The sequence below is a fragment of the Knoellia sp. 3-2P3 genome (genome assembly GCF_029223115.1).
In the GTDB taxonomy this organism is placed as follows: domain Bacteria; phylum Actinomycetota; class Actinomycetes; order Actinomycetales; family Dermatophilaceae; genus Pedococcus_A.
Window position 1 is genome coordinate 26561 of the sequence record NZ_JARGZE010000008.1, and the last position, 18702, is coordinate 45262.

The window sequence follows — 18702 nt, forward strand, 5'->3', positions numbered from 1 at the left end:
CGCGGGTGCGCGCGGCCATCTGGGATGCTGTGCCGGTGAGCGAGTCATACGATGCAGTCGACGTCATCATCACCAAGCGCGGCCGGGGCGAGCTGTCCGACGGGCAGATCGACTGGGTGATCGACGCCTACACCCGCGGGGTCGTTGCGGACGAGCAGATGGCCTCGCTCGCGATGGCGATCCTGCTCAACGGGATGAACCGCCGCGAGATCGCGCGCTGGACGCAGGCCATGATCAACACCGGCGAGCGGATGGACTTCTCCTCGCTCTCGCGGCCGACCGCCGACAAGCACTCCACCGGCGGCGTCGGCGACAAGATCACTCTGCCGCTCGCGCCGCTCGTCGCCGCCTGCGGGGTGGCGGTGCCGCAGCTGTCGGGGCGCGGCCTCGGCCACACGGGCGGCACGCTCGACAAGCTGGAGTCCATCCCCGGCTGGCAGGCCTCGCTGACGAACGAGGCGATGATGCGCCAGCTCGAGGAGGTGGGCGCGGTCATCTGCGCTGCCGGCGCCGGCCTGGCCCCCGCCGACAAGAAGCTCTACGCCCTGCGGGACGTGACCGGCACGGTGGAGGCGATCCCGCTGATCGCCTCCTCGATCATGAGCAAGAAGATCGCCGAGGGCACCGGCGCGCTGGTGCTCGACGTCAAGGTGGGCAGCGGCGCCTTCATGAAGGACGTCGACAGCGCCCGCGAGCTCGCCCAGACCATGGTGGCGCTCGGCACCGACGCGGGCGTGAAGACCGTGGCGATGCTGACGAACATGCAGACGCCGCTGGGCCTCACCGCCGGCAACGCCCTGGAGGTCCGCGAGTCCGTGGAGGTGCTGGCCGGCGGCGGGCCCGAGGACGTCGTCGAGCTGACCCTGACCCTCGCCCGCGAGATGCTCGCCGCCGCCGGAAGGGGCGACGTCGACCCCGCTGACGCGCTGAAGGACGGCCGGGCGATGGACGTCTGGAAGGCGATGGTCCGCGCCCAGGGCGGTGACCCGGACGCCGCCCTGCCGACGGCGAAGCAGACGCACGAGGTGCTCGTGCCGGCCGACGGTGTGCTCACCCAGCTCGACGCCTACAAGGTGGGCGTGGCCGCGTGGCGGCTCGGCGCCGGGCGGGCCCGCAAGGAGGACCCGGTGCAGGCCGGGGCCGGCGTCGAGATGCACTACAAGCCGGGGGCCAGCGTCCGGTCCGGGGAGCGGCTCATGACCCTGCACACCGACACCCCCGAGAAGTTCGAGCGCGCCCTCGAGGTGCTCGACGGCGCCTTCACGATCGCCCCCGAGGGCTCCCGGCCCGACCTGCTGCCGCTGGTCATCGAGCGGGTCGACTGAGCCTTCGCACCCGCCCCTGCGCGGCCTCGGCCACGAACCCGGACACCCTCTCGACCACGGCGTCCTCCCACAGGACGCGGCGGTGCCCGAGGCCCTCGGTCAGGAGGAGCTCTGCGCCCGGCCAGGCCGCTGCCAGCGCCTCGGAACCGGCCGCCGGGGTCTCGACGTCGTGCCGGTCGTGGACCACGAGCAGTGACGGGTGGGCCGGCAGGGCCTCGGCGATTCGCACCATGTCGAAAGTGCCCAGGGGCAGGCCGATCCGGCGCTCGGCCCGCTCGGCCATGCGCTGGGCGGCGCGCGGCCCCATGCCGAGCAGGCTGCTGAACCGGCGCATCATCGGCTCCATCGAGTCGGGCGGGGCGACCAGGACATAGGCGTCGGGCAGGACGCCGAGGTCGCGGGCGTGCAGGACGCCGACGGCGCCGGCCGAGTGGGCGATGACGGCCGTCGGGCGCCCGAACCGCGCCACGACCGCGGCCAGCGCCTCGGCGAACTCGACCAGGGTGGTGAAGTGCGGGCCGAGGCGGCCGGGGCTGGAGTCGCCGTGGCTCGGGGCGTCGAAGGCCACCACGCACAGACCGGCCTCGACCAGCGGCTCGACGTGGGCGCCCAGCTGCTGCCACCAGCCTCCCCAGCCGTGCACGAGGTATGCCGTGGGCGCACCGGGGCTGCCGTAGACCCGTCCGGTGACCGTGCCTGCGCTCCACGCAGCCGAGAACGGCTCGCCGCCCCGCGGGGAACGCCTGCTGCGGCGGTCGGGGGACGGCACCGGCGGCCGACGGAACCAGAGGCGCTCGGCCACCGCGCCCGCTGCGGCGGGGGAGAGGCGGTCGAGCAACGCCAGGGTGTGGCGCACGCGGGCGGGCACCGGGATGACAGGCGCCTCGGAACGATTGGAACGATCGATCGTGCTTTTCTGTGTCGGCATGTCTGCTCCTGGTGGAGGCGGAGGGTGGTCAGGCCCGCAGGGTGTCGAGCAGGTGCTCGAAGGCGGTGTGGGCGCGGGCCGCTGCGGCGGGGTCGCGCATCAGCCGGGCCGCGAAGTGGTGGCCGAGCAGGATGCCGTAGAGCTCCTGGGCCGCCTGGGCGGCCTGGTCCGTGTCGGCGTCGTCGCGGAAGTGGCCCTCGCCGACACCGGAGCGGATGATCGTCTCGATGGTGTCGAGGAAGTCGCGCTGGATCCGCACGATCCGGTCGCGGAGCGGTCCGTCGGGCTCATCGTCGAACTCCGTTGTCACAGCGATGAAGATGCACCCGCCGGGGAGGGCGAACTCCCCGAAGCCGTCCCAGCCCAGCCAGCGCTCGAAGAGCATGCGGAGCCGGGGCTCGCCGCGGGGGGCCTTCAGGGCGGGGTGGATGACCAGCCGCACGAACGCGTCGGTCGCGTAGTCGAGGACCGCGGCCTGCAGGCCCTCCTTGGACCTGAAGTGCGCGAACAGGCCGCTCTTGGACATCTCCATCGCCTCGGCGAGGCCGCCGATGGTGATGCCGCGCAGCCCGACACGGCTGGCCTGCGCCAGCGCCTCGCGCAGCACGGCCTCGCGGGTGCTGTCGCCCTTGCTGAGCTGGGTCACCCGCTCATAAAAGCACGACCGTTCGATTCGTGCAAGGGGTCGTTGCAAGGGGTCGTGCAGGGGGGAGTCTGGCCCCCCACCCAGACGGGCTGCCTTCGAGGCGCCCCTGCGCAGCAGGCCGCGTGCGGCCAGTGCCTCACGGCTAGGGTTTGCCCATGCCACGTCTGATCAGCTCACCCACCTCCATCCCTGTGCCCGGCGGGAAGATCATCAACGAGCACGTCGGCCGGGTGAACAGCGGCACGGAGGCTGTCTCCGTCGCCCACATGGTCGCGCCGCCCGGGTGGGAGGAGCCCGCGCAGACGCCGGAGTTCGACGAGATCACCCTGGTGCTCAAGGGCGAGGTCGTCGTCGACCACGAGGGTGGGCCGACGACGGTCGCCGCGGGCCAGTCGATCATCACCTCGGCGGGGGAGAAGGTGCGCTACTCCTGCGGCCCCGAGGGTGCGGAGTACGTCGCCGTCTGCCTTCCGGCCTTCTCGCCCGAGACCGTCAACCGTGAGGACGAGGCGTGATCTTCAAGCGACGCGAGGACGGCGACGCGGGCGTGGCCGCCGGTGCCGTGGACCAGGCGGGAGCCGAGGCCGAGCTGAGCCTCGCCGAGAAGATCCACCGCGCGCCCAAGGCGCTGCTGCACGACCACCTCGACGGCGGCCTGCGCCCCCAGACCATCCTCGAGATCGCCGACGAGGTCGGGTATGCCGCGCTGCCGGCCTCCGATGCCGAGTCCCTGGGCGCGTGGTTCCGCGAGAGCGCCGACTCGGGCTCGCTCGTGCGCTACCTCGAGACCTTCGACCACACGCTGGCCGTCATGCAGACCACCGAGGGCCTGCGACGGGTGGCCCGCGAGTGCGTGCTCGACCTCGCCCAGGACGGCGTCGTCTACGCCGAGAGCCGCTACGCCCCGGAGCAGCACCTCGAGGCCGGCCTGCAGCTCGAGGACGTCGTCGAGGCCGTCAACGCGGGCTTCCGCGAGGGCGAGGGGCTCGCCGCGGAGGCGGGCACCCCCATCCGGGTCACCGCCCTGCTGACCGCGATGCGGCACGCCGCCAAGAGCACCGAGATCGCCGAGCTCGCGGTCCGCTACCGCGACGAGGGCGTCTCCGGCTTCGACATCGCCGGGGCGGAGGCCGGGTTCCCGCCCACGCGGCACCTCGACGCCTTCGAGTACCTTCGCCGCGAGAACGCCCACTTCACCATCCACGCCGGCGAGGCGTTCGGCCTGCCGAGCATCTGGGAGGCGATCCAGTGGTGCGGCGCCGACCGGCTCGGCCACGGCGTGCGGATCGTCGACGACATCATGGTGCGCGACCGCGCGTTCGGCGACGACGTCGCGGCGGCGATCGCCGCCGAACCCGCCGAGGTGCACCTTGGCCGCCTCGCGGCATACGTGCGTGACATGCGCATCCCGCTGGAGATGTGCCCGAGCAGCAACGTGCAGACGGGCGCCGCGGACTCCATTGCGCTGCACCCGATCTCGTTGCTGAAGCGGCTGCGCTTCCGGGTGACGGTCAACACCGACAACCGGCTCATGAGCGGCACCAGCATGTCGCGCGAGATGGGCCTGCTGGTGGGGGAGGCGGGCTGGACGCTCGAGGACCTGCGCTGGGTGACCATCAACGCGATGAAGTCGGCGTTCATCCCCTTCGACGAGCGGCTGGCCATCATCGAGCAGGTCGTCAAGCCGGGCTACGCGAGGCTGCTCGGCTGACGGGGCGCCTACCGGCTCCCCGACGCGAGGTGGTCCGACGCGAGTTGGTCCGGGGGGACCACGGCCGCGCGCAGGGCGTGCTCGCGCTCGAGGCGGGCGGCGTCGCGGCTGCGGCGCTCGGCGAGCAGGGCCATGAGCACCCACTCCGGGTGGTTGCCGGCCGGGGGCGCGGGGGCCATGTAGGGCCTGGCCTCGGCGAGCAGCCGGTGGGCCAGCTCCTCGCGCACGCCCGGCGCGAACGTCCCTGTGCGGGCGAGGAACTGGCGGACCGTCACGGCGAGGGCGTCCGGCAGCGGGGCGATGTCGGCGCCGGCGGCCCAGGCGGCGAGATGGGGCGGCATGTGCGGTGGCGGCGGCAGCGAGACCCGCTGCCGGTCGCGGACGACGTAGGTGCCCGCGAGCAGGTCGCCGAACCGCTTGCCCCTGCGGTTGAAGACCGCGCAGATCAGGGCGGGCATGCCCAGGCAGCTGTAGATCTCGAGCACCCCGACCATGGCCCGGGTGACCGCGTGGCGGAACTGGATCGGGCCGGCGTCGTCGCGCACGGTGCGCAGCCCGAGGGCGAGGTGGCCCAGCGTCTTGCCGCGGGTGAGGGTCTCGGACGTGGCGGGGATGGCGACCATCGCGCCGATAGTGGCGACGGTGATCGCGGCGGCCACGAGGGCGTCGTCACCGGAGCCGGCCAGCGCGTAGGCGACCCACTGCAGGCCCCACAGGGCAGCGAAGCCCACGACCAGGTCGATGATGCCCGAGCAGATCCGCAGGCCCAGGCCGGCGTGCGGCAGGTCGAGCGCCACCGCCTCGCCCGTCACCAGGTCGTCGGCACCCACCCCCACGGTGCTGCTGCTCACCGGCACACCCTACAGCGGCAACAGCGCCACGCCCCGCCGCTCGCGGGCACTAGGGTGAGCCCGTGGACCTGGACGCCTACGTGGCAGCCCACCGGGGGGACTGGGAGCGGCTCGAGCAGCTCACCAAGCAGCGCCGGCTGACCGGCGCCGAGGCCGACGAGATCCTCGACCGCTACCAGCGCGTCGCCACGCACCTGTCCCTCGTGCGGTCGACCGCGCCGGACCCGTCCCTCGTGGCGTACCTGTCGATGCTGCTGGCCAAGGCCCGTTCGAAGTCCGCCGGCACCAGGACGATGTCGTGGTCCGACGTCGGCCGCTTCTTCGGGCAGACCTTCCCCGCCGCGCTGTACCGCATGCGCTGGTGGTGGATCACCGTGCTCGTCCTCGACGTGCTGCTCGTGGTGGCGATGGGGTGGTGGCTGCTCGCCCACCCGTCGGTCGAGAGCTCGCTCGCCTCGCCCGAGCAGGTGCGCCAGCTCGTGGAGAACGACTTCGAGAACTACTACAGCGAGTACGCCGCGACGTCGTTCGCCCTGCGGGTGTGGACCAACAACTTCTGGCTCTCGGCGCTCTGCATCGCGTCGGGCGTCTTCGGTCTACCCGTCGTCTACATGCTCGTCACCAACATGGCCAACCTCGCCGTCGTGGGCTCGATGATGATCCGGCACGACCGGGGCGCGCTGTTCTTCGGCCTGATCTCGCCGCACGGGCTGCTCGAGCTCACCTGCCTGTTCGTCGCCGCGGGGGTGGGGCTGCGGCTGTTCTGGGCGTGGGTCGAGCCGGGGCCGCGCTCACGCGCCCAAGCTCTGGGGGCAGAGGGTCGGGCGGCGCTCGGCACATCGCTCGGGCTGGTCGTGCTCCTGCTGCTCTGCGGACTGATCGAGGCGTTCGTGACGCCGTCAGGCCTGCCGACCTGGGCACGGGTGGGCATCGGGGTGGTGGCCGAGGCCGCGTTCTTCGCCTACGTCTTCACCGCCGGCCAGTGGGCCCACCGGCGCGGCGAGACCGGCGACCTCGCCGAGGCCGACCGGGGCGCCGAGGTGCCGGTCGCCGGTTGACGTCGTGTGTCCTGCCGGCGCCGCGCGCGTATGCCGTCGCGGCACGTCCCGGTGGGAGCAGCATCGGAGTCGGAGGAGCGCCGTGTCACCGAGTGCGCCCCTACGCGGCGGAGTGACCCACCTGCATCGACAGGGTGCGCACTCGGTAACGGTTGAAGTTCAGGCAGGGACGGAGATTCCCTGCAGCCAGGCCTGCCAGGCCGGCTCTTCGCGCCGCACGTAGTCCACCGCGTCTGCGGAGAACAGGTACGCCCGTACGCCCGCCGTCGCCTTGCCGCCGCCCTCGTCCCACGCGAAGACGCTGAGCATTCCGGGCACCGGCGCGGTGAGCCGGACCAGCGTCTGCCGTTCACCGACGCGCTCGACCGTGCCGGTGGCGCCGCGCACCTCGACCGTCGCGCCCTCGTCGCCCAGCCCGAGCGCGTCGCGCAGGGTCGACCAGAGCGCCTCCGCGTCGCCGGGGTGGGAGGCGGAGGCCTCCAGGTATGTGGCCTCCTGGCCGGGAAAGTGCGACAGATAGAGGCGCAGGTTGTCGAAGAACGGCATCCAGCCGGGGCCCATGGTGTCCCAGAACTCCGACTCCCAGGCGGCGCCGGTCCCGAAGCCGCTGCTGGTGACTCGCACGATGCAGGTTCCACCGGACTGTGCCTCGACGAGGAACTCCGACGTCAGCGGGCTGAGCGCATCGGGGTCCTTGCCCATGAGGGCGGCCCAGTCCTCCTCGTAGACGAGCCGGCGCGGCGGCTCCCATGCGGTGACCTGGCCGTCCGAGCCCATCTCCGGGCCCATGGTGAAATGCACGGAGCCGCCTTCGCGCTCCTCCATCTCGGTCGGCGCGAACCAGGCGCTCATGCCCTTCGCGGTGGCGATGGCTTGCCAGACCTGCTCCGGGGTGCCCGGGACCTCGACGCTGAACTCCAGGCGGTACGGGACGTTCGGGGTGGTGCTCATGGGTTCTCCTCAGGAAGTGGGTGGGCGGCGACGAGGAGCCGGTGCGGGCGCCCGTCGTCGTGGTGGTAGCGAGCGGCAAGGTCGAGCACCGCGGCGGTCAGGTCATCCGCGAAGGCCGCCCGGTCGGCGGCCGACCGGAAGCCGATCTGCGTGTCGATGGTCAGCGTCGGCAGGCGCTTGCCGGATGCGCCGGCCCGGCGCGCCAGGGCGCCGACCTCGCGCACCAGCCGACCGGCCAGCGCGACGAGATAGCTTGCCGACAAGTGGTCGGCATTGGCGTCCGGGTCGGCCGCGGACGCGCTGAGGGCCGCCGGCGACACGACGTAGGACGCCGCCGACGCCTGCAGTACCCGCTCGGTGATGCCCCCGTGCCTGCGCTCGCCGGACAGCTCCACCAGGCCGTGCGCCTCGAGCGCCTTGAGGTGGTAGTTGACCTTCTGGCGCGCGATGCCGACCCGGGCGGCGAGCCCGGCGGCGGAGGCCGGGACGGCGAGCTCGCCGAGCAGCCGAGCCCGGACCGGATCCAGCGCGGCGGCGGCCGCCTCCGCGCTCTCGATGACCTCGACGTCCTGCATATCGCCACCATCCTCTTGACAACAAATATTGTCAAGGGTGTGCCTCGGCATGGTGACGAAGGAGCATCGCGGCATCCGGGCTTTGTGAATTGTTTACTCACTTGACATCAAACGTGTAACTAAAGCACGGTAAACCGGTGCCGTGACCTCGCTGCCCGGATCTCGCCGTGCCCTTGCGTATGCCGTGGCGCTCGCCGCCGCAGCCGCCTTCGCCTCCGTCACTACGGCGCCCGTCGCGCAGGCGGACGTCCCGCCGCCGCCGGCGACCGACGTGACACTGGCCCCCGGCGGCATACCGGCCTCGGCGCAGGAGTCCGGCGGCTATGACCTCACCGCCGGGGGTGAGGCGCTCGCGACCGCCGCCACGCAGGCGGTCGCCCCGGGGCTGAGCCTGACGAACTTCCAGCGCCTCGAGACCGGCGGCTGGAACGCCGGCAACATCCTCACGGCCGACCTCACCGAGCCGACCCTGAGCCTGGACGTGCGGAACACCGGCGCGGTGGCGGGCGCAGGGACCCTGACCAGCCAGATGGCCGGGACCTCGGCCGTCGCGGGGATCAACGGTGACTTCTTCGACATGAACTACAGCAACGCGCCCATCGGCATCGCCAAGAGCAGGTCCGGGCTGGTCAACGCCCCGGCCGCCACCCGACCGGCGTTCTCTCTCGCGGGGGGCCGGGCGATGGTCGGAGCCCTCCGGGCCGGCGGCACCCTGACCGCCGACGGCGCGACGCACCCGCTCTCCGGCTTCAACACCCCTGCCATCGCCAAGAACGGCATCGGCGTCTACACCCCGCAGTGGGGCACCCACACCCTCGACCGGCCGATGGGCGGCCCCGACGCGCTGGCCCCGAAGGTCGCCCGGGCCACCGTCGTGGGCGGGGTCGTCACCGACGTCCGAGCCGGGGCCGGCGAACCGGCGATCCCGGCGGGCGGTCAGGTGCTGCTCGGCCGGGAGGCCGGGGCCGACGTGGTCGGCGCCCTCGAGGTGGGCGAGCGGGTCGACGTGGCGGTCGGTCTGCCTGACGAGGTCGAGGTCGCGCTCAGCGGCTCCGACCAGCTCGTCATCGACGGCGAGGTCAACCCGGCGCTGCCCGACGACGGCGTCCACTCGCGCACGGCCATTGGCGTGACGCGCGACGGCAGCCGCGTCATAGCGCTGGCCCTCGACGGGCAGACGGCGGCCAGCCACGGCCTGCGCCGCACCGAGCTGGCGGCGTTCATGAAGAGCCTAGGCGCCTACCAGGCGCTCAACCTCGACGGCGGTGGGTCGACGACCATGGCCGCCCGCGTCGCGGGCTCCGTCGAGCCCCGCGTCGTCGACACCCCCTCGGACGGGCACGAGCGCGAGGTCTCCAACGCGCTGCTGTTCTTCTCCTCCGCAGCCCCCCAGGGCGTGGCCACCGCAGCGCAGGTGCGCCCCGTCACCAACCGGTCCGGCGCCTACACCGTCCTCGAGGGCCAGACCCGCACGCTGTTCGGGTCCGGTCTCGACGCGACCTACGCCGCGGTCGAGCAGCCGGGTCGCTTCTCGGCCCCGGGCCCGGTGGTGCGCCTCGGCGAGAAGCGGGGCGACCGGGTGCCGGTCACCGGGCTTCGCGCCGGCGACGCGCAGGTCGGGTTCCACCTGTCGTCCGGGCGCCGGGCAGCGATGCCGCTCACGGTGCTCGGACCGCTGGCCCACCTCGAGGCCGACCGGGCCGTGCTGCCCTTCCCCGACCCCTCGACCAGCGCCACCGTCATGCTCACCGGCTACGACCCCGACGGTCGCCCGTCGCCCATCGAGCCCTCCGAGGCCGTGGTCACCGCCGACCCGGGGATCGACGTCGCCCCCGACGGCGCCAACGGCTTCGTCGTCCGCCCGACCATGGCCAAGGGCTCCGGCGTCGTCCACTTCGCCGTCGGCGACCACCACTACGAGACGACGGTGCTCGTGGGCCTCGACCAGCGCGTCGTCGCCGACTTCGCGGACGGCTCTGCGTGGAAGGCCGAGACCGCACGCGCCACCGGGACGCTGACCCGCGCCGAGGGTCACGGCGGAGAGCCGGGCCTGCGGCTGCAGCACGACTTCACGCGGAGCACCGCCACCCGGGGCATGTATGCCGTACCGCCGGCCGGGCTGCCCGTGCCGGGACAGCCGCTGAGCTTGACGCTGTGGATCGAGGGTGACGGCAGCGGGGTGTGGCCGCGCATCCAGATCCGTAGCGGCGACGGCACCGTGAGCAACCTCGACGGACCCCACGTGACGTGGGAGGGGTGGCAGCAGGTCACCTTCCCCGTGCCGACCGGCACCGCCATGCCGATCCGCGTCGACAAGATCCGGTTCCTCGAGATCCGCCCCGAAGCGCAGTACCGCGGGGACCTGACGATCTCCGGGCTCGTCGCGAACGTCCCGCCCCCGGCTGGCCCAGCCGACAACCCCGTGGTGCACGACCCGGTCATCGTCACCAACGGCACGGTGGAGGACCGCCCGCAGCGGATCGCGGTCATCTCCGACGGACAGTTCGTCGCGCGCAACCCCAACAGCGAGCTGCTCGCGAACGTCCGGCGCACCCTGCGCGAGATCGTCGCGGCACGCCCCGACCACCTCGTCATCAACGGCGACTTCGTCGACGAGGCGAGCCCCGCCGACTTCGCCCTGGCCAAGCGGGTGCTCGACGAGGAGGTCGGTGACGCGGTCCCGTGGACCTACGTCCCCGGCAACCACGAGGTCATGGGCGGCCCGATCACCAACTACACCTCGGTGTTCGGCCCGGCGCACACCTCGACTCGGCTGGGCCCGACCCAGCTGGTCACGCTCAACACCTCGTCGCTGACGCTGCACGGCAACGACGACGGCATCGCCCAGCTCGCCGACCTCGAGCAGCAGCTGCAGCAGGCCGCCACCGACCCGGCGGTGACCGGTGTCCTGGTCGCGATGCACGTGCCGGTCGACGACCCGCTTGCTGACAAGGCCAGCCAGCTCAGCGACCGCAAGGAGGCCCGTCAACTCGAGGACCGCCTCGGCCGCTTCCGCACCGAGAGCGGCAAGTCCGTCGCGGTGGTCAACGGGCACGTCGGGGTCTTCCACGGCTCCTCGCGCCGGGGCATCTCCACGGTCGTCAACGGCAACTCCGGCAAGACCCCGGCCGGCAGCGTCGCCGACGGCGGCTTCCGTGGTTGGACCATGTTGGGGATCGATCCTGCGAAGGGCGTCGTCGGATCGGCGCCGGACTCACCCACCGCGCGGCTTGACTGGCTGCGGGCTGAGACCCACCCGGGCGTCGACGCGGTCGAGCTGACCGCGCCCGCCACCCTGGCCGTGGGGTCCAGCGTCTCCCTGTCCCCGACCTTCCGGCAGGGCGACGCCATCGTCCCCGTCGCCTGGCCCGTGAGCGCCCAATGGTCGGGCACGGGCGTGCAGGTCGACGAGCGAGGTGCGGGCGTCGTGCGGTTCGACCCGGGCACCCACACCCTCACAGCGGTCCGTCCCGGCACCGCCACCCTCACCCTCGTGGTCGGCGGGGTGAGGTCCACCGCCACCGTCGAGGTGCCCGGCCAGCGGCGATCGGGCGACTAGGAGGTGCAAGCCGTCCGTTCCTCGTCGAAGGCCCGCGCCACGGCTCCGACAAGGTCCTAGGGGACCGGCGCGCGGAGCGGGAACTTCAGGGTGCGCTTGGAGGCGCGGCAGGGCGCGCGCTCCTGCTCGAGGGTCCCGTCCACCTCGGGCACCGGATAGATGCTGACGTGGTGCCTCCACGCGGCGATGTGACGCACTTTGAGCGGCCACGTGGCCTTGGTGTGAAGGAGCGAAGAGTAGAACTGGAGCGGCGCCCTCTCGCGCCGACAGCCTCCCCGTAGTAGCTCCCGGCGCGCCTCTGAAACTCGGCCTGGTGCCGCGAGGATGACCGCACCCACGCCGCCACAGAGGGTGGGCTCTGGCGCGGCCGCGGATCAGGGAGTACACAGGGGGTAGACCAAAGGGGGACGTCATGGTTGCGCCACAGCAGACAAATGCCGCACGCCTCGAGATCGACTACCCCGACCGACTGGACCGGGTCACCACGCTCTTCCGCGTCGTCCTCATCATCCCCATAGCCATCGTGCTCTCGCTGGTGAGCGCCAACGCGACCTCGACCACGGTCATCTACAAGTCCGGCGAGGTGGTCGAGAAGACGACGAGCACCGGTGGCGGCATCGCCGGTGGGCTGTTCGCCGCCACAGCGCTGATGATCGTCTTCCGGCAGCGCTACCCGCGCTGGTGGTTCGACTTCGTTCTGCAGTTCAACCGCTTCGGGACGCGCGTCGGCGCCTATCTGGCGTTGCTCACCGACCGCTACCCCTCGACCGAGGACGAGCAGACCGTCCACCTCGACCTGGACTACCCCGACGCGCGCGAGGGCCTCAACCGATGGCTCCCTCTGGTCAAGTGGCTCCTGGCTCTGCCCCACTACGTCGTGCTGCTGTTCCTCGGGTTGGGTGCCGTCGTGGCAGTGGTGATCGCGTGGTTCGCGATCCTCTTCACCGGTCGCTACCCGCGTGGACTGTTCGACTACGTCGTCGGGGTCGGCCGGTGGGCGCTGCGCGTGCAAGCGTACGCATTCCTCCTCCTCACCGACTCCTACCCACCCTTCAGCCTCCGCTGACCCGCGCTCCGGGGCCGTCGATCAGGTCGCGCGGGCAACCGTTGGATCCGCCCGCCCCCAGGGTCGCCCGGTGCGGATCGTGACGACCGCGGCCCCTACCTGATCCCGGGGCCGCGCCCACAGAGGTTCTTGCCCTGAAGTGGTCGGTCACGTTGGAGCAGCCAGAGCCTCGAGACTGGCTGACCGCGAACGCCGTCGAGCGGTCAACGCCGTCGTCGAGGACATCACCGGGAGCGCCGGCCCGATCAAGTTCGATGCGGCAGTGGTGTAGCACAGCCGACTTCGCGGTCCCGTTCAAACGAGGACTCCAACGGACACTCCCGACGTGCCCCTGAAGGTCCGGCTCGCTGCATCCGGGCACCGGCCGCTCCTGCCGCCGACATCGGGGTCGACTGGCGGCGGAAAGACCTGCCAGGTGAATCCGGCGCGTGGCTGCGCGCGGCTGGAAGACTGGGTCGTGTGACGGGATCTGATCGTGACCGGGACGCCGAAGGCCGCGCTCGTCAGGCAAGGCCTCGCGACGCTTTGGGCAGACCACTGCCCTATGGCGCTGAGGGGGTCGAGCCGGTGTCAGAGGAGGCACTCCCGCCCGGAGAAGCACTCGACACAGCTCGGGAGCTGGTGAGGGCCGGCCGCCCGTTCTCGGCTCACGAGGTACTGGAAGCGCGATGGAAGGCCGGGCCCATCGAGGAACGAGACTTGTGGCAGGGGCTCGCTCAGCTCTGTGTTGCCATGACACACGCGGCCCGCGGGAATCAGGCGGGAGCCGACCGACTCTTCGAACGCGCCGCAGACCGGTTGACAGCGTTTGCTGCCACCGGACGGGGGGCCTACGGCTTGGACTTGGATGCGACTGTGAAGCAAGCTCGCGGTCACCTCGGCAGGTTCTAAACGCACGCCGGGCTCGCGGCGGTGTGACGCAGATTTGGTGCGGCGCTCCCGACGATGGGAGTCGCTCACGGTGTCACCATCGGCCCCGCGACCGTTCGTAGGTTTACCGGCGGCGGCGCCGAGGTGTCCGCCCCGGAGGCCGAGGCGTCAGCGTGCACGCCGCCGACACTCGACACCTCCGAGCAGGTGTGTACGGACCCCATTCAACCGACGACGTCCTCGCGGACCTCTTCCTGCTCGGTGGATGGGTGGAGGTCGAGCAGCCGGCTGCGGTTTTCGGCGGCCACCGCCGTAGACTCCGGCGGTGAGCAACCCTTCGCCGTACCCCACGATGGAAGACGTCATCGGCGGCACTCCGGTCGTGCGTCTGCAGCGTCTGCCGGGGCTGGAGAACGAACGCCGCGGCAACGTGCTGCTCGCCAAGCTTGAGGGGAACAACCCGGCCGGCTCGGTGAAGGACCGGCCGGCGATCAGCATGATCCGGGGCGCCGAGGAGCGAGGAGAGATATCCCCGGGCGACACCCTGCTGGAAGCCACGTCCGGCAACACGGGAATCGGATTGGCGATGGCGGCGGCGATCAGCGGTTACCCACTGGTCATCGTGATGCCCGAGGACGCCTCCACCGAGCGGATCCAGACGATGAAGGCGTACGGAGCCAACCTGGTCCTCACCCCGGCGGAGGGCGGCATGGAAGAGGCCCGCGACGTCGTGACTCAGATGGAGCGCGAGGGCCGCGGCCGGGTCCTGGACCAGTTCGGCAACCCGGACAATCCCCGTGCCCACGAGGAGGGGACGGGCCCGGAGCTGTGGCGCCAGACCGGCGGGCGGATCACGCACTTCGTGTCAGCGATGGGCACCACCGGCACGATCACCGGGGTCTCGCGGTTCCTGAAGTCGCGCAACCCCGGCGTCCAGATCGTCGGGGCACAGCCCGCGGAGGGATCGAAGATCCCCGGCATCCGCGCCTGGCCACCGGAGTACGTGCCGAAGATCTTCGACCCGTCGGCGGTGGACCGGACCATGGAGGTCACCCAGACCGACGCCGAGGAGACGGCCCGCCAGCTGGCCCGCCAGGAGGGCATCTTCGGCGGTGTCTCCGCGGCCGGCGCTTGTTGGACCGCCCTGCAGGTGGCCCGGGAGGTCGAGGGGGCGACGATCGTCTTCGTGGTCTGTGACCGCGGGGACCGGTACCTCTCCGGCGGCGTGTTCCCCACCTGAGAGTTGCGGCTGACGCCCAGAGAAATCCGTCGAGGGTGAGACCGGCCCTCTCTCCGCCGCCCTAAATTTCGGTACCCATTCGACAAGCGGGACTGTCAGGTTCCTCCGGTGGCCGATCGCTATAAGGCGTGAACCGCGTACCGGGCAGGATGCGAGCTGGCTGAGTGCGACAAGTCGAGGACGTCGACATGTTGGAATGCTCGAAGATCCCGTACCCCAGTCACGCCGCAGCCCTGCTCGCGATGCGCGGCATCGCCTTGGCCAGCAGGGCACGTGGCCGGACCGGCCCGAGGGAGCGTATTTGTGCGGGTCGTGTCGGTCCTGGCATCTGACCTCGCAAGCCGGGATGCGGAAGCCACCGTGGGAGAAGCGACGTACCAAGCTTCGAGGTACGACAGACGCGACCGACGCTAAGCCCGCGCGCGAGTGAAGGCTTCAAACCCCGGCGACGTAGGCGGTGAGGAAGTGCACCCCGTGCCTGTCGAGGTTGCCGCGGGCGCGGTCGTAGTGCTCGGTGGTTCTGGGGTCGGCATGCCGGGCGAGGATCTGCGCGTCGCGTAGCGGCACACCGGCGTCTAAGGCGTTGGTGATGGCGGCATGGCGCAGCGAGTGGGGACTGATGTGCCGCGGTATGCCGGCAGCCTTCGCGATCCGGGTGACCATCCGGTAGGCGTCGCGCCGATCAATCGAGTTGCCGGTCAGCGGTCGCAGAATGAGGGGACCGGCGGTGCGCTCGCCGCGGCAGGCCTCGAGCACCCTGAGTACAGGGACCGTTAGGGGCATCGTGGCCGGCTTGTTGCCCTTGCCGACCAGGTGAAGCACCCGATGCCCGCGCAAGGTTTCGGCATAGTCCTCGATGCGGACAGCGGCCGCTTCGGAGGCGCGCAGCGCGTTGATGCCCAACAGGAACGCCAGTGCCCCGTGGTGAACCGTGATGGTCTGGGACACCTGGAGGAACCGGATCAACTCGAGCCGATCCAGTCCTTGCGTGCGGGACTCGTCATGGTGCACCTTGGGCAGCCGCGCGTATACCGCTGGGTCGGAGGGGATGAGACCGTCGACGTGCGCGAAGCGGAAGAACCCGCGAACGCCGTGCATCATGGTGACCACTGAGGAGTCCATCAACCCTCGGCCACCGAGCTGGCGGATGTACAGCTCGATGTGGGCGCGCTGCACGCCGATCAAGGGGTCGAGGCCGTGAACCTCGCACCAGGAGAACCACTCGCGAAGCTGGTAGGTGTACAGGACGTGAGTGTGCCCGCTGTAGCGGGCTAGGTAGGACACGGCTGCCAGTTGCGCAGTCGACATCGACGCAGGCTCGAACGGAAAGAGGGTCGTAGTGGACATGGGTCACCTCTGCGGCGGGTTTGGGCTCGCCTGACCGCGCCCGCCGCCATCGCGGCAAGGGGTTTGATCTAACGACGCTAGAACCGGCCAGCGCCGCAGCGGTTTCCACAGATCCGCCACGCGGCGGTATGACCCACGCTAGGGCTCTAGCGCCGACTCCCGACCCTCAACCCAATCGACAAACTCCGGCACATGCCATTGCCGTTGGAGCGAGGGAACCTGCGCCGACGAGCGAAGACGGTCGCAAAGCCCGCGTGCGGCGTCCCGGAGGACCGGCACCGCGAGCACGGTCTGGAGGTCCTCCAGGTCCTCGAACGTCGTAATCACGGCGCTACTACCCGCTGTGACGTAGGGCGCCGGATACAGTTCCCGCCCACTGAGCGCACCTCCGAAGGCACGACCCGAACCAGACTTCTGCAGGACGAGGAACCCGCCTGAGTCTTGGCCGGAGACCGGGTCAAAGTGCGCTACCAGGACCTCCATGTTCGAGACATTCACGGTGAACAAACGACGGCGATGCTTCGTGGCCCTCGTTGAGGGAAGGGCTCGAAGCGTCCACGCGTCTCCCTCATCAGCGCGATGGTTCACGAGCGCCACCTCCAAGTACTGCTGCAATGCCCGGCGCACTTGGGAAGCCAAAGACAGCTCTTTGAGGTTCTTCAATCCGGCAACACCGGACGCTGCCCGCGACGAAGCTCCGTCGGGATGTTGGCGTTGAACGGTCGGCACCTCGGGCAAGTTGGTCGCAATCCAAACTCGTCCACACGTCCGACATCGACGCTTTCGACCAAGGCCGAGTTGCGCTACGTCCAAACCGCCACACGTAGGGCATGTCAGTTCAGCCATCGTCACGCTCCTCAGAGGCCTGGTCTAAATGGGCTGGTGCCAGAGGATCCTCCTGTAAGAAGCCCGAACTTCCCACCCGAAGCCTCGCGCAGATCGCGCGAAGCACCCGACGCGAACGCGTCACGCGACGCCGGCGCGCTTGCGGCGCAATGACGCGTCTTCACCACGCACACCGCCTAACGTGTGCCTGCGGGGTGCCTCGGGCCCGGACGAGACCGTTCGGCTGCGCTCACAGGACTGCGCCGCGCGGCGCCACCTCGACCGCGGCCACACCCCGGCCGTAAAGCACCATGAGCCGATCACCATGGCTGGTGCGAAGCACGCCGGAGGGTTCCGCAAGGGTTTCGACGACTCGCTCGATGACCCCGTCCTCGTCACCGTCATCCTCAAACCTGACATCGAGTTGGTCGCCACTCACGAGGCGGACCCGCAGCACTACTTCTGCCATGCGCACGCACCTCAGATCCTGTCGCGCCGGCCGAATCCTGTGGCCAATCGCCACTTTACAAGCGCACATCCAAGCCAGCGGAACAGCTTCGAGACGAGTTAGTCGACCACGCGGTATGACGCCGCTCCGGACCGTTGGCTCGAAGCGATTCGCGGCGGAAAGACCTGGTTTCGGCGCCTTGAGGATGGCTTCTCGCTCACACTGCGGTTGTGACTGTTCCCGACGACGCGTCGAGCAACTCCGCCTGGAACGAGCCGGGCATGTTGCCTAGCTCCGATTCACGACGCACCGCCAGGTACCGGCGATTGCAGTCTTGGTATCGCGCGGTCCAGCTCGGTGCGCCCGCAGGAAGGTTCATGACCTACGACCAGTTGGGCAGTTGGCTGCATCCGGACGCCGTTTCCGAACAGCGCGACTTGAACTTCCTTCACCCGAACGCCCATGAGCACGCTGAACAACGCAGTAGACAGGTCCAAGATGAGGGCGGGTCCTTGGAGCCAAAGCGCTTGTTTCACAACATGCTGTCCAGCATGCCGATGTGCTTCAACCTCTTCGGCGCCATGCGCGGGGAGGATGAGTTCCTGCTCCTCTTCCAGCGACTCTTTGACGCGAGAGCGACCGCCATCGTCGACATCGTGTGTGAGTGGACCCCGCCCGACCGCAACGGCCAACTGGGCGATCGCACCGCCTTCGACGCCGTGGTGCTGTACGAGACCGCGGGCGGGCCGGCGTTCTGCGGAATAGAGACCAAATACACCGAGCCGTTCAGCCAGAAAATCTACGAGCCAAGCCGGTACAACCACTACCGCGAGGTCACCCACGAATCAGGGTGGTTCGCAGCACCGACCGCTGACATCGAGGTGCTTCAGAGCCCCTCCGCCAACCAGCTATGGCGGAACACAATGCTTGCCGCTCGTCTAGACCAGCACCAAAGCCACGGGCGTGGATCACTTGCGGTCGTCGCGCTAGCAGGTGATCCGGGCGTCAGGAAGGCTCGAGACATCGTGTCGCCCACCCTCAGCGAGAGTCACGCCGACCGTCTGCACTACGTCACTCTGGAGGACATCCTCGAAGTCACCGAGCAGCTCGCACCGGAGTTGGCATGGTGGGCGACCAGTTTCCGCCGGCGCTACATCGACTTCACGCTTCCCCATCTGCCTGCTGACGTCGCTGGCCGCGATCCGCTCGGTCCGGTGATGGGGCGCAGCATCGTGGATACCGCGGCCTTGGCCCGTCCGACGGGATGAGGCACTGGAACTCAGCGTCGAACCCTGTCCTCGA

General features: G+C 70.4%; 16 protein-coding genes. 9 read left to right on the top strand and 7 right to left on the bottom strand.

All coding sequences use genetic code 11. The annotated features are described in order from the left end of the window. Positions 1-35: 35 nt before the first annotated feature. Complete coding sequence (locus tag P0Y31_RS18165; protein ID WP_275871989.1) at positions 36-1325, top strand: thymidine phosphorylase; 1290 nt, start codon at positions 36-38, stop codon at positions 1323-1325. Here P0Y31_RS18165 and P0Y31_RS18170 read toward each other — a convergent pair. Together P0Y31_RS18170 and P0Y31_RS18175 are read right to left on the bottom strand one after the other, a co-directional pair. Further along, positions 1306-2253, bottom strand: coding sequence for an alpha/beta fold hydrolase (locus P0Y31_RS18170; protein ID WP_275871991.1), 948 nt, complete (start codon positions 2251-2253; stop codon positions 1306-1308). The two genes, P0Y31_RS18165 and P0Y31_RS18170, sit on opposite strands and share 20 nt — an antisense overlap. 28 nt (positions 2254-2281) lie before the next feature. Continuing rightward, positions 2282-2899, bottom strand: coding sequence for a TetR/AcrR family transcriptional regulator (locus P0Y31_RS18175; protein ID WP_275871993.1), 618 nt, complete (start codon positions 2897-2899; stop codon positions 2282-2284). A 155-nt stretch (positions 2900-3054) separates the two neighbouring features. Here P0Y31_RS18175 and P0Y31_RS18180 point away from each other — a divergent pair, with 155 nt between their 5' ends. Both P0Y31_RS18180 and P0Y31_RS18185 read left to right on the top strand, forming a co-directional pair. Then, on the top strand, positions 3055-3414 hold the full coding sequence (locus P0Y31_RS18180; protein WP_275810117.1) for a cupin domain-containing protein: 360 nt from the start codon (positions 3055-3057) through the stop codon (positions 3412-3414). Between the two features lie 74 nt (positions 3415-3488). Continuing rightward, a complete protein-coding gene (locus P0Y31_RS18185) occupies positions 3489-4610 on the top strand; it encodes an adenosine deaminase (protein ID WP_275872147.1) in 1122 nt (373 codons plus the stop codon). A gap of 8 nt (positions 4611-4618) precedes the next feature. On the opposite strand, the gene P0Y31_RS18190 is transcribed toward P0Y31_RS18185, so the two are convergent. Then, the gene (locus P0Y31_RS18190) at positions 4619-5461 is read right to left on the bottom strand and encodes an RDD family protein (RefSeq protein WP_275871995.1); all 843 of its coding nucleotides are present in this window, start codon (positions 5459-5461) and stop codon (positions 4619-4621) included. 62 nt (positions 5462-5523) lie between these two features. On the opposite strand from P0Y31_RS18190, the gene P0Y31_RS18195 reads away from it, so the two are divergent. Continuing rightward, entirely contained in the window at positions 5524-6519 is a 996-nt protein-coding gene (locus tag P0Y31_RS18195) for a stage II sporulation protein M (protein ID WP_275871997.1), read from the top strand. Between the two features lie 159 nt (positions 6520-6678). Here P0Y31_RS18195 and P0Y31_RS18200 read toward each other — a convergent pair whose 3' ends face one another. Further along, a complete protein-coding gene (locus P0Y31_RS18200; RefSeq protein WP_275872000.1) occupies positions 6679-7470 on the bottom strand; it encodes an SRPBCC domain-containing protein in 792 nt (263 codons plus the stop codon). Next, positions 7467-8045, bottom strand: coding sequence for a helix-turn-helix domain-containing protein (locus P0Y31_RS18205; RefSeq protein WP_275872002.1), 579 nt, complete (start codon positions 8043-8045; stop codon positions 7467-7469). The genes P0Y31_RS18200 and P0Y31_RS18205 overlap by 4 nt, the downstream gene beginning before the upstream one ends. Before the next feature lie 142 nt (positions 8046-8187). On the opposite strand from P0Y31_RS18205, the gene P0Y31_RS18210 reads away from it, so the two are divergent. The 4 genes from P0Y31_RS18210 to cysM all read left to right on the top strand — a co-directional run bounded on the left by P0Y31_RS18210 (position 8188) and on the right by cysM (position 14780). Beyond that, entirely contained in the window at positions 8188-11604 is a 3417-nt protein-coding gene (locus tag P0Y31_RS18210) for a phosphodiester glycosidase family protein (protein ID WP_275872005.1), read from the top strand. 412 nt (positions 11605-12016) lie between these two features. Then, complete coding sequence (locus tag P0Y31_RS18215) at positions 12017-12670, top strand: DUF4389 domain-containing protein (protein WP_275872007.1); 654 nt, start codon at positions 12017-12019, stop codon at positions 12668-12670. A gap of 567 nt (positions 12671-13237) precedes the next feature. After that, positions 13238-13561 carry a DUF309 domain-containing protein gene (locus P0Y31_RS18220; protein WP_275872010.1) on the top strand — a complete coding sequence of 108 codons (324 nt, stop codon included), beginning with the start codon at positions 13238-13240 and terminating at the stop codon, positions 13559-13561. 331 nt (positions 13562-13892) lie between these two features. Further along, a complete protein-coding gene (gene cysM, locus P0Y31_RS18225) occupies positions 13893-14780 on the top strand; it encodes a cysteine synthase CysM (protein WP_345803653.1) in 888 nt (295 codons plus the stop codon). A 435-nt stretch (positions 14781-15215) separates the two neighbouring features. On the opposite strand, the gene P0Y31_RS18230 is transcribed toward cysM, so the two are convergent. Together P0Y31_RS18230 and P0Y31_RS18235 are read right to left on the bottom strand one after the other, a co-directional pair. Continuing rightward, entirely contained in the window at positions 15216-16127 is a 912-nt protein-coding gene (locus P0Y31_RS18230) for a tyrosine-type recombinase/integrase (protein ID WP_275872015.1), read from the bottom strand. A 1075-nt stretch (positions 16128-17202) separates the two neighbouring features. Further along, complete coding sequence (locus tag P0Y31_RS18235; RefSeq protein WP_275872018.1) at positions 17203-17427, bottom strand: hypothetical protein; 225 nt, start codon at positions 17425-17427, stop codon at positions 17203-17205. A 254-nt stretch (positions 17428-17681) separates the two neighbouring features. Here P0Y31_RS18235 and P0Y31_RS18240 point away from each other — a divergent pair, with 254 nt between their 5' ends. Beyond that, positions 17682-18668 carry a hypothetical protein gene (locus P0Y31_RS18240; RefSeq protein ID WP_345803654.1) on the top strand — a complete coding sequence of 329 codons (987 nt, stop codon included), beginning with the start codon at positions 17682-17684 and terminating at the stop codon, positions 18666-18668. Positions 18669-18702 lie beyond the last annotated feature (34 nt).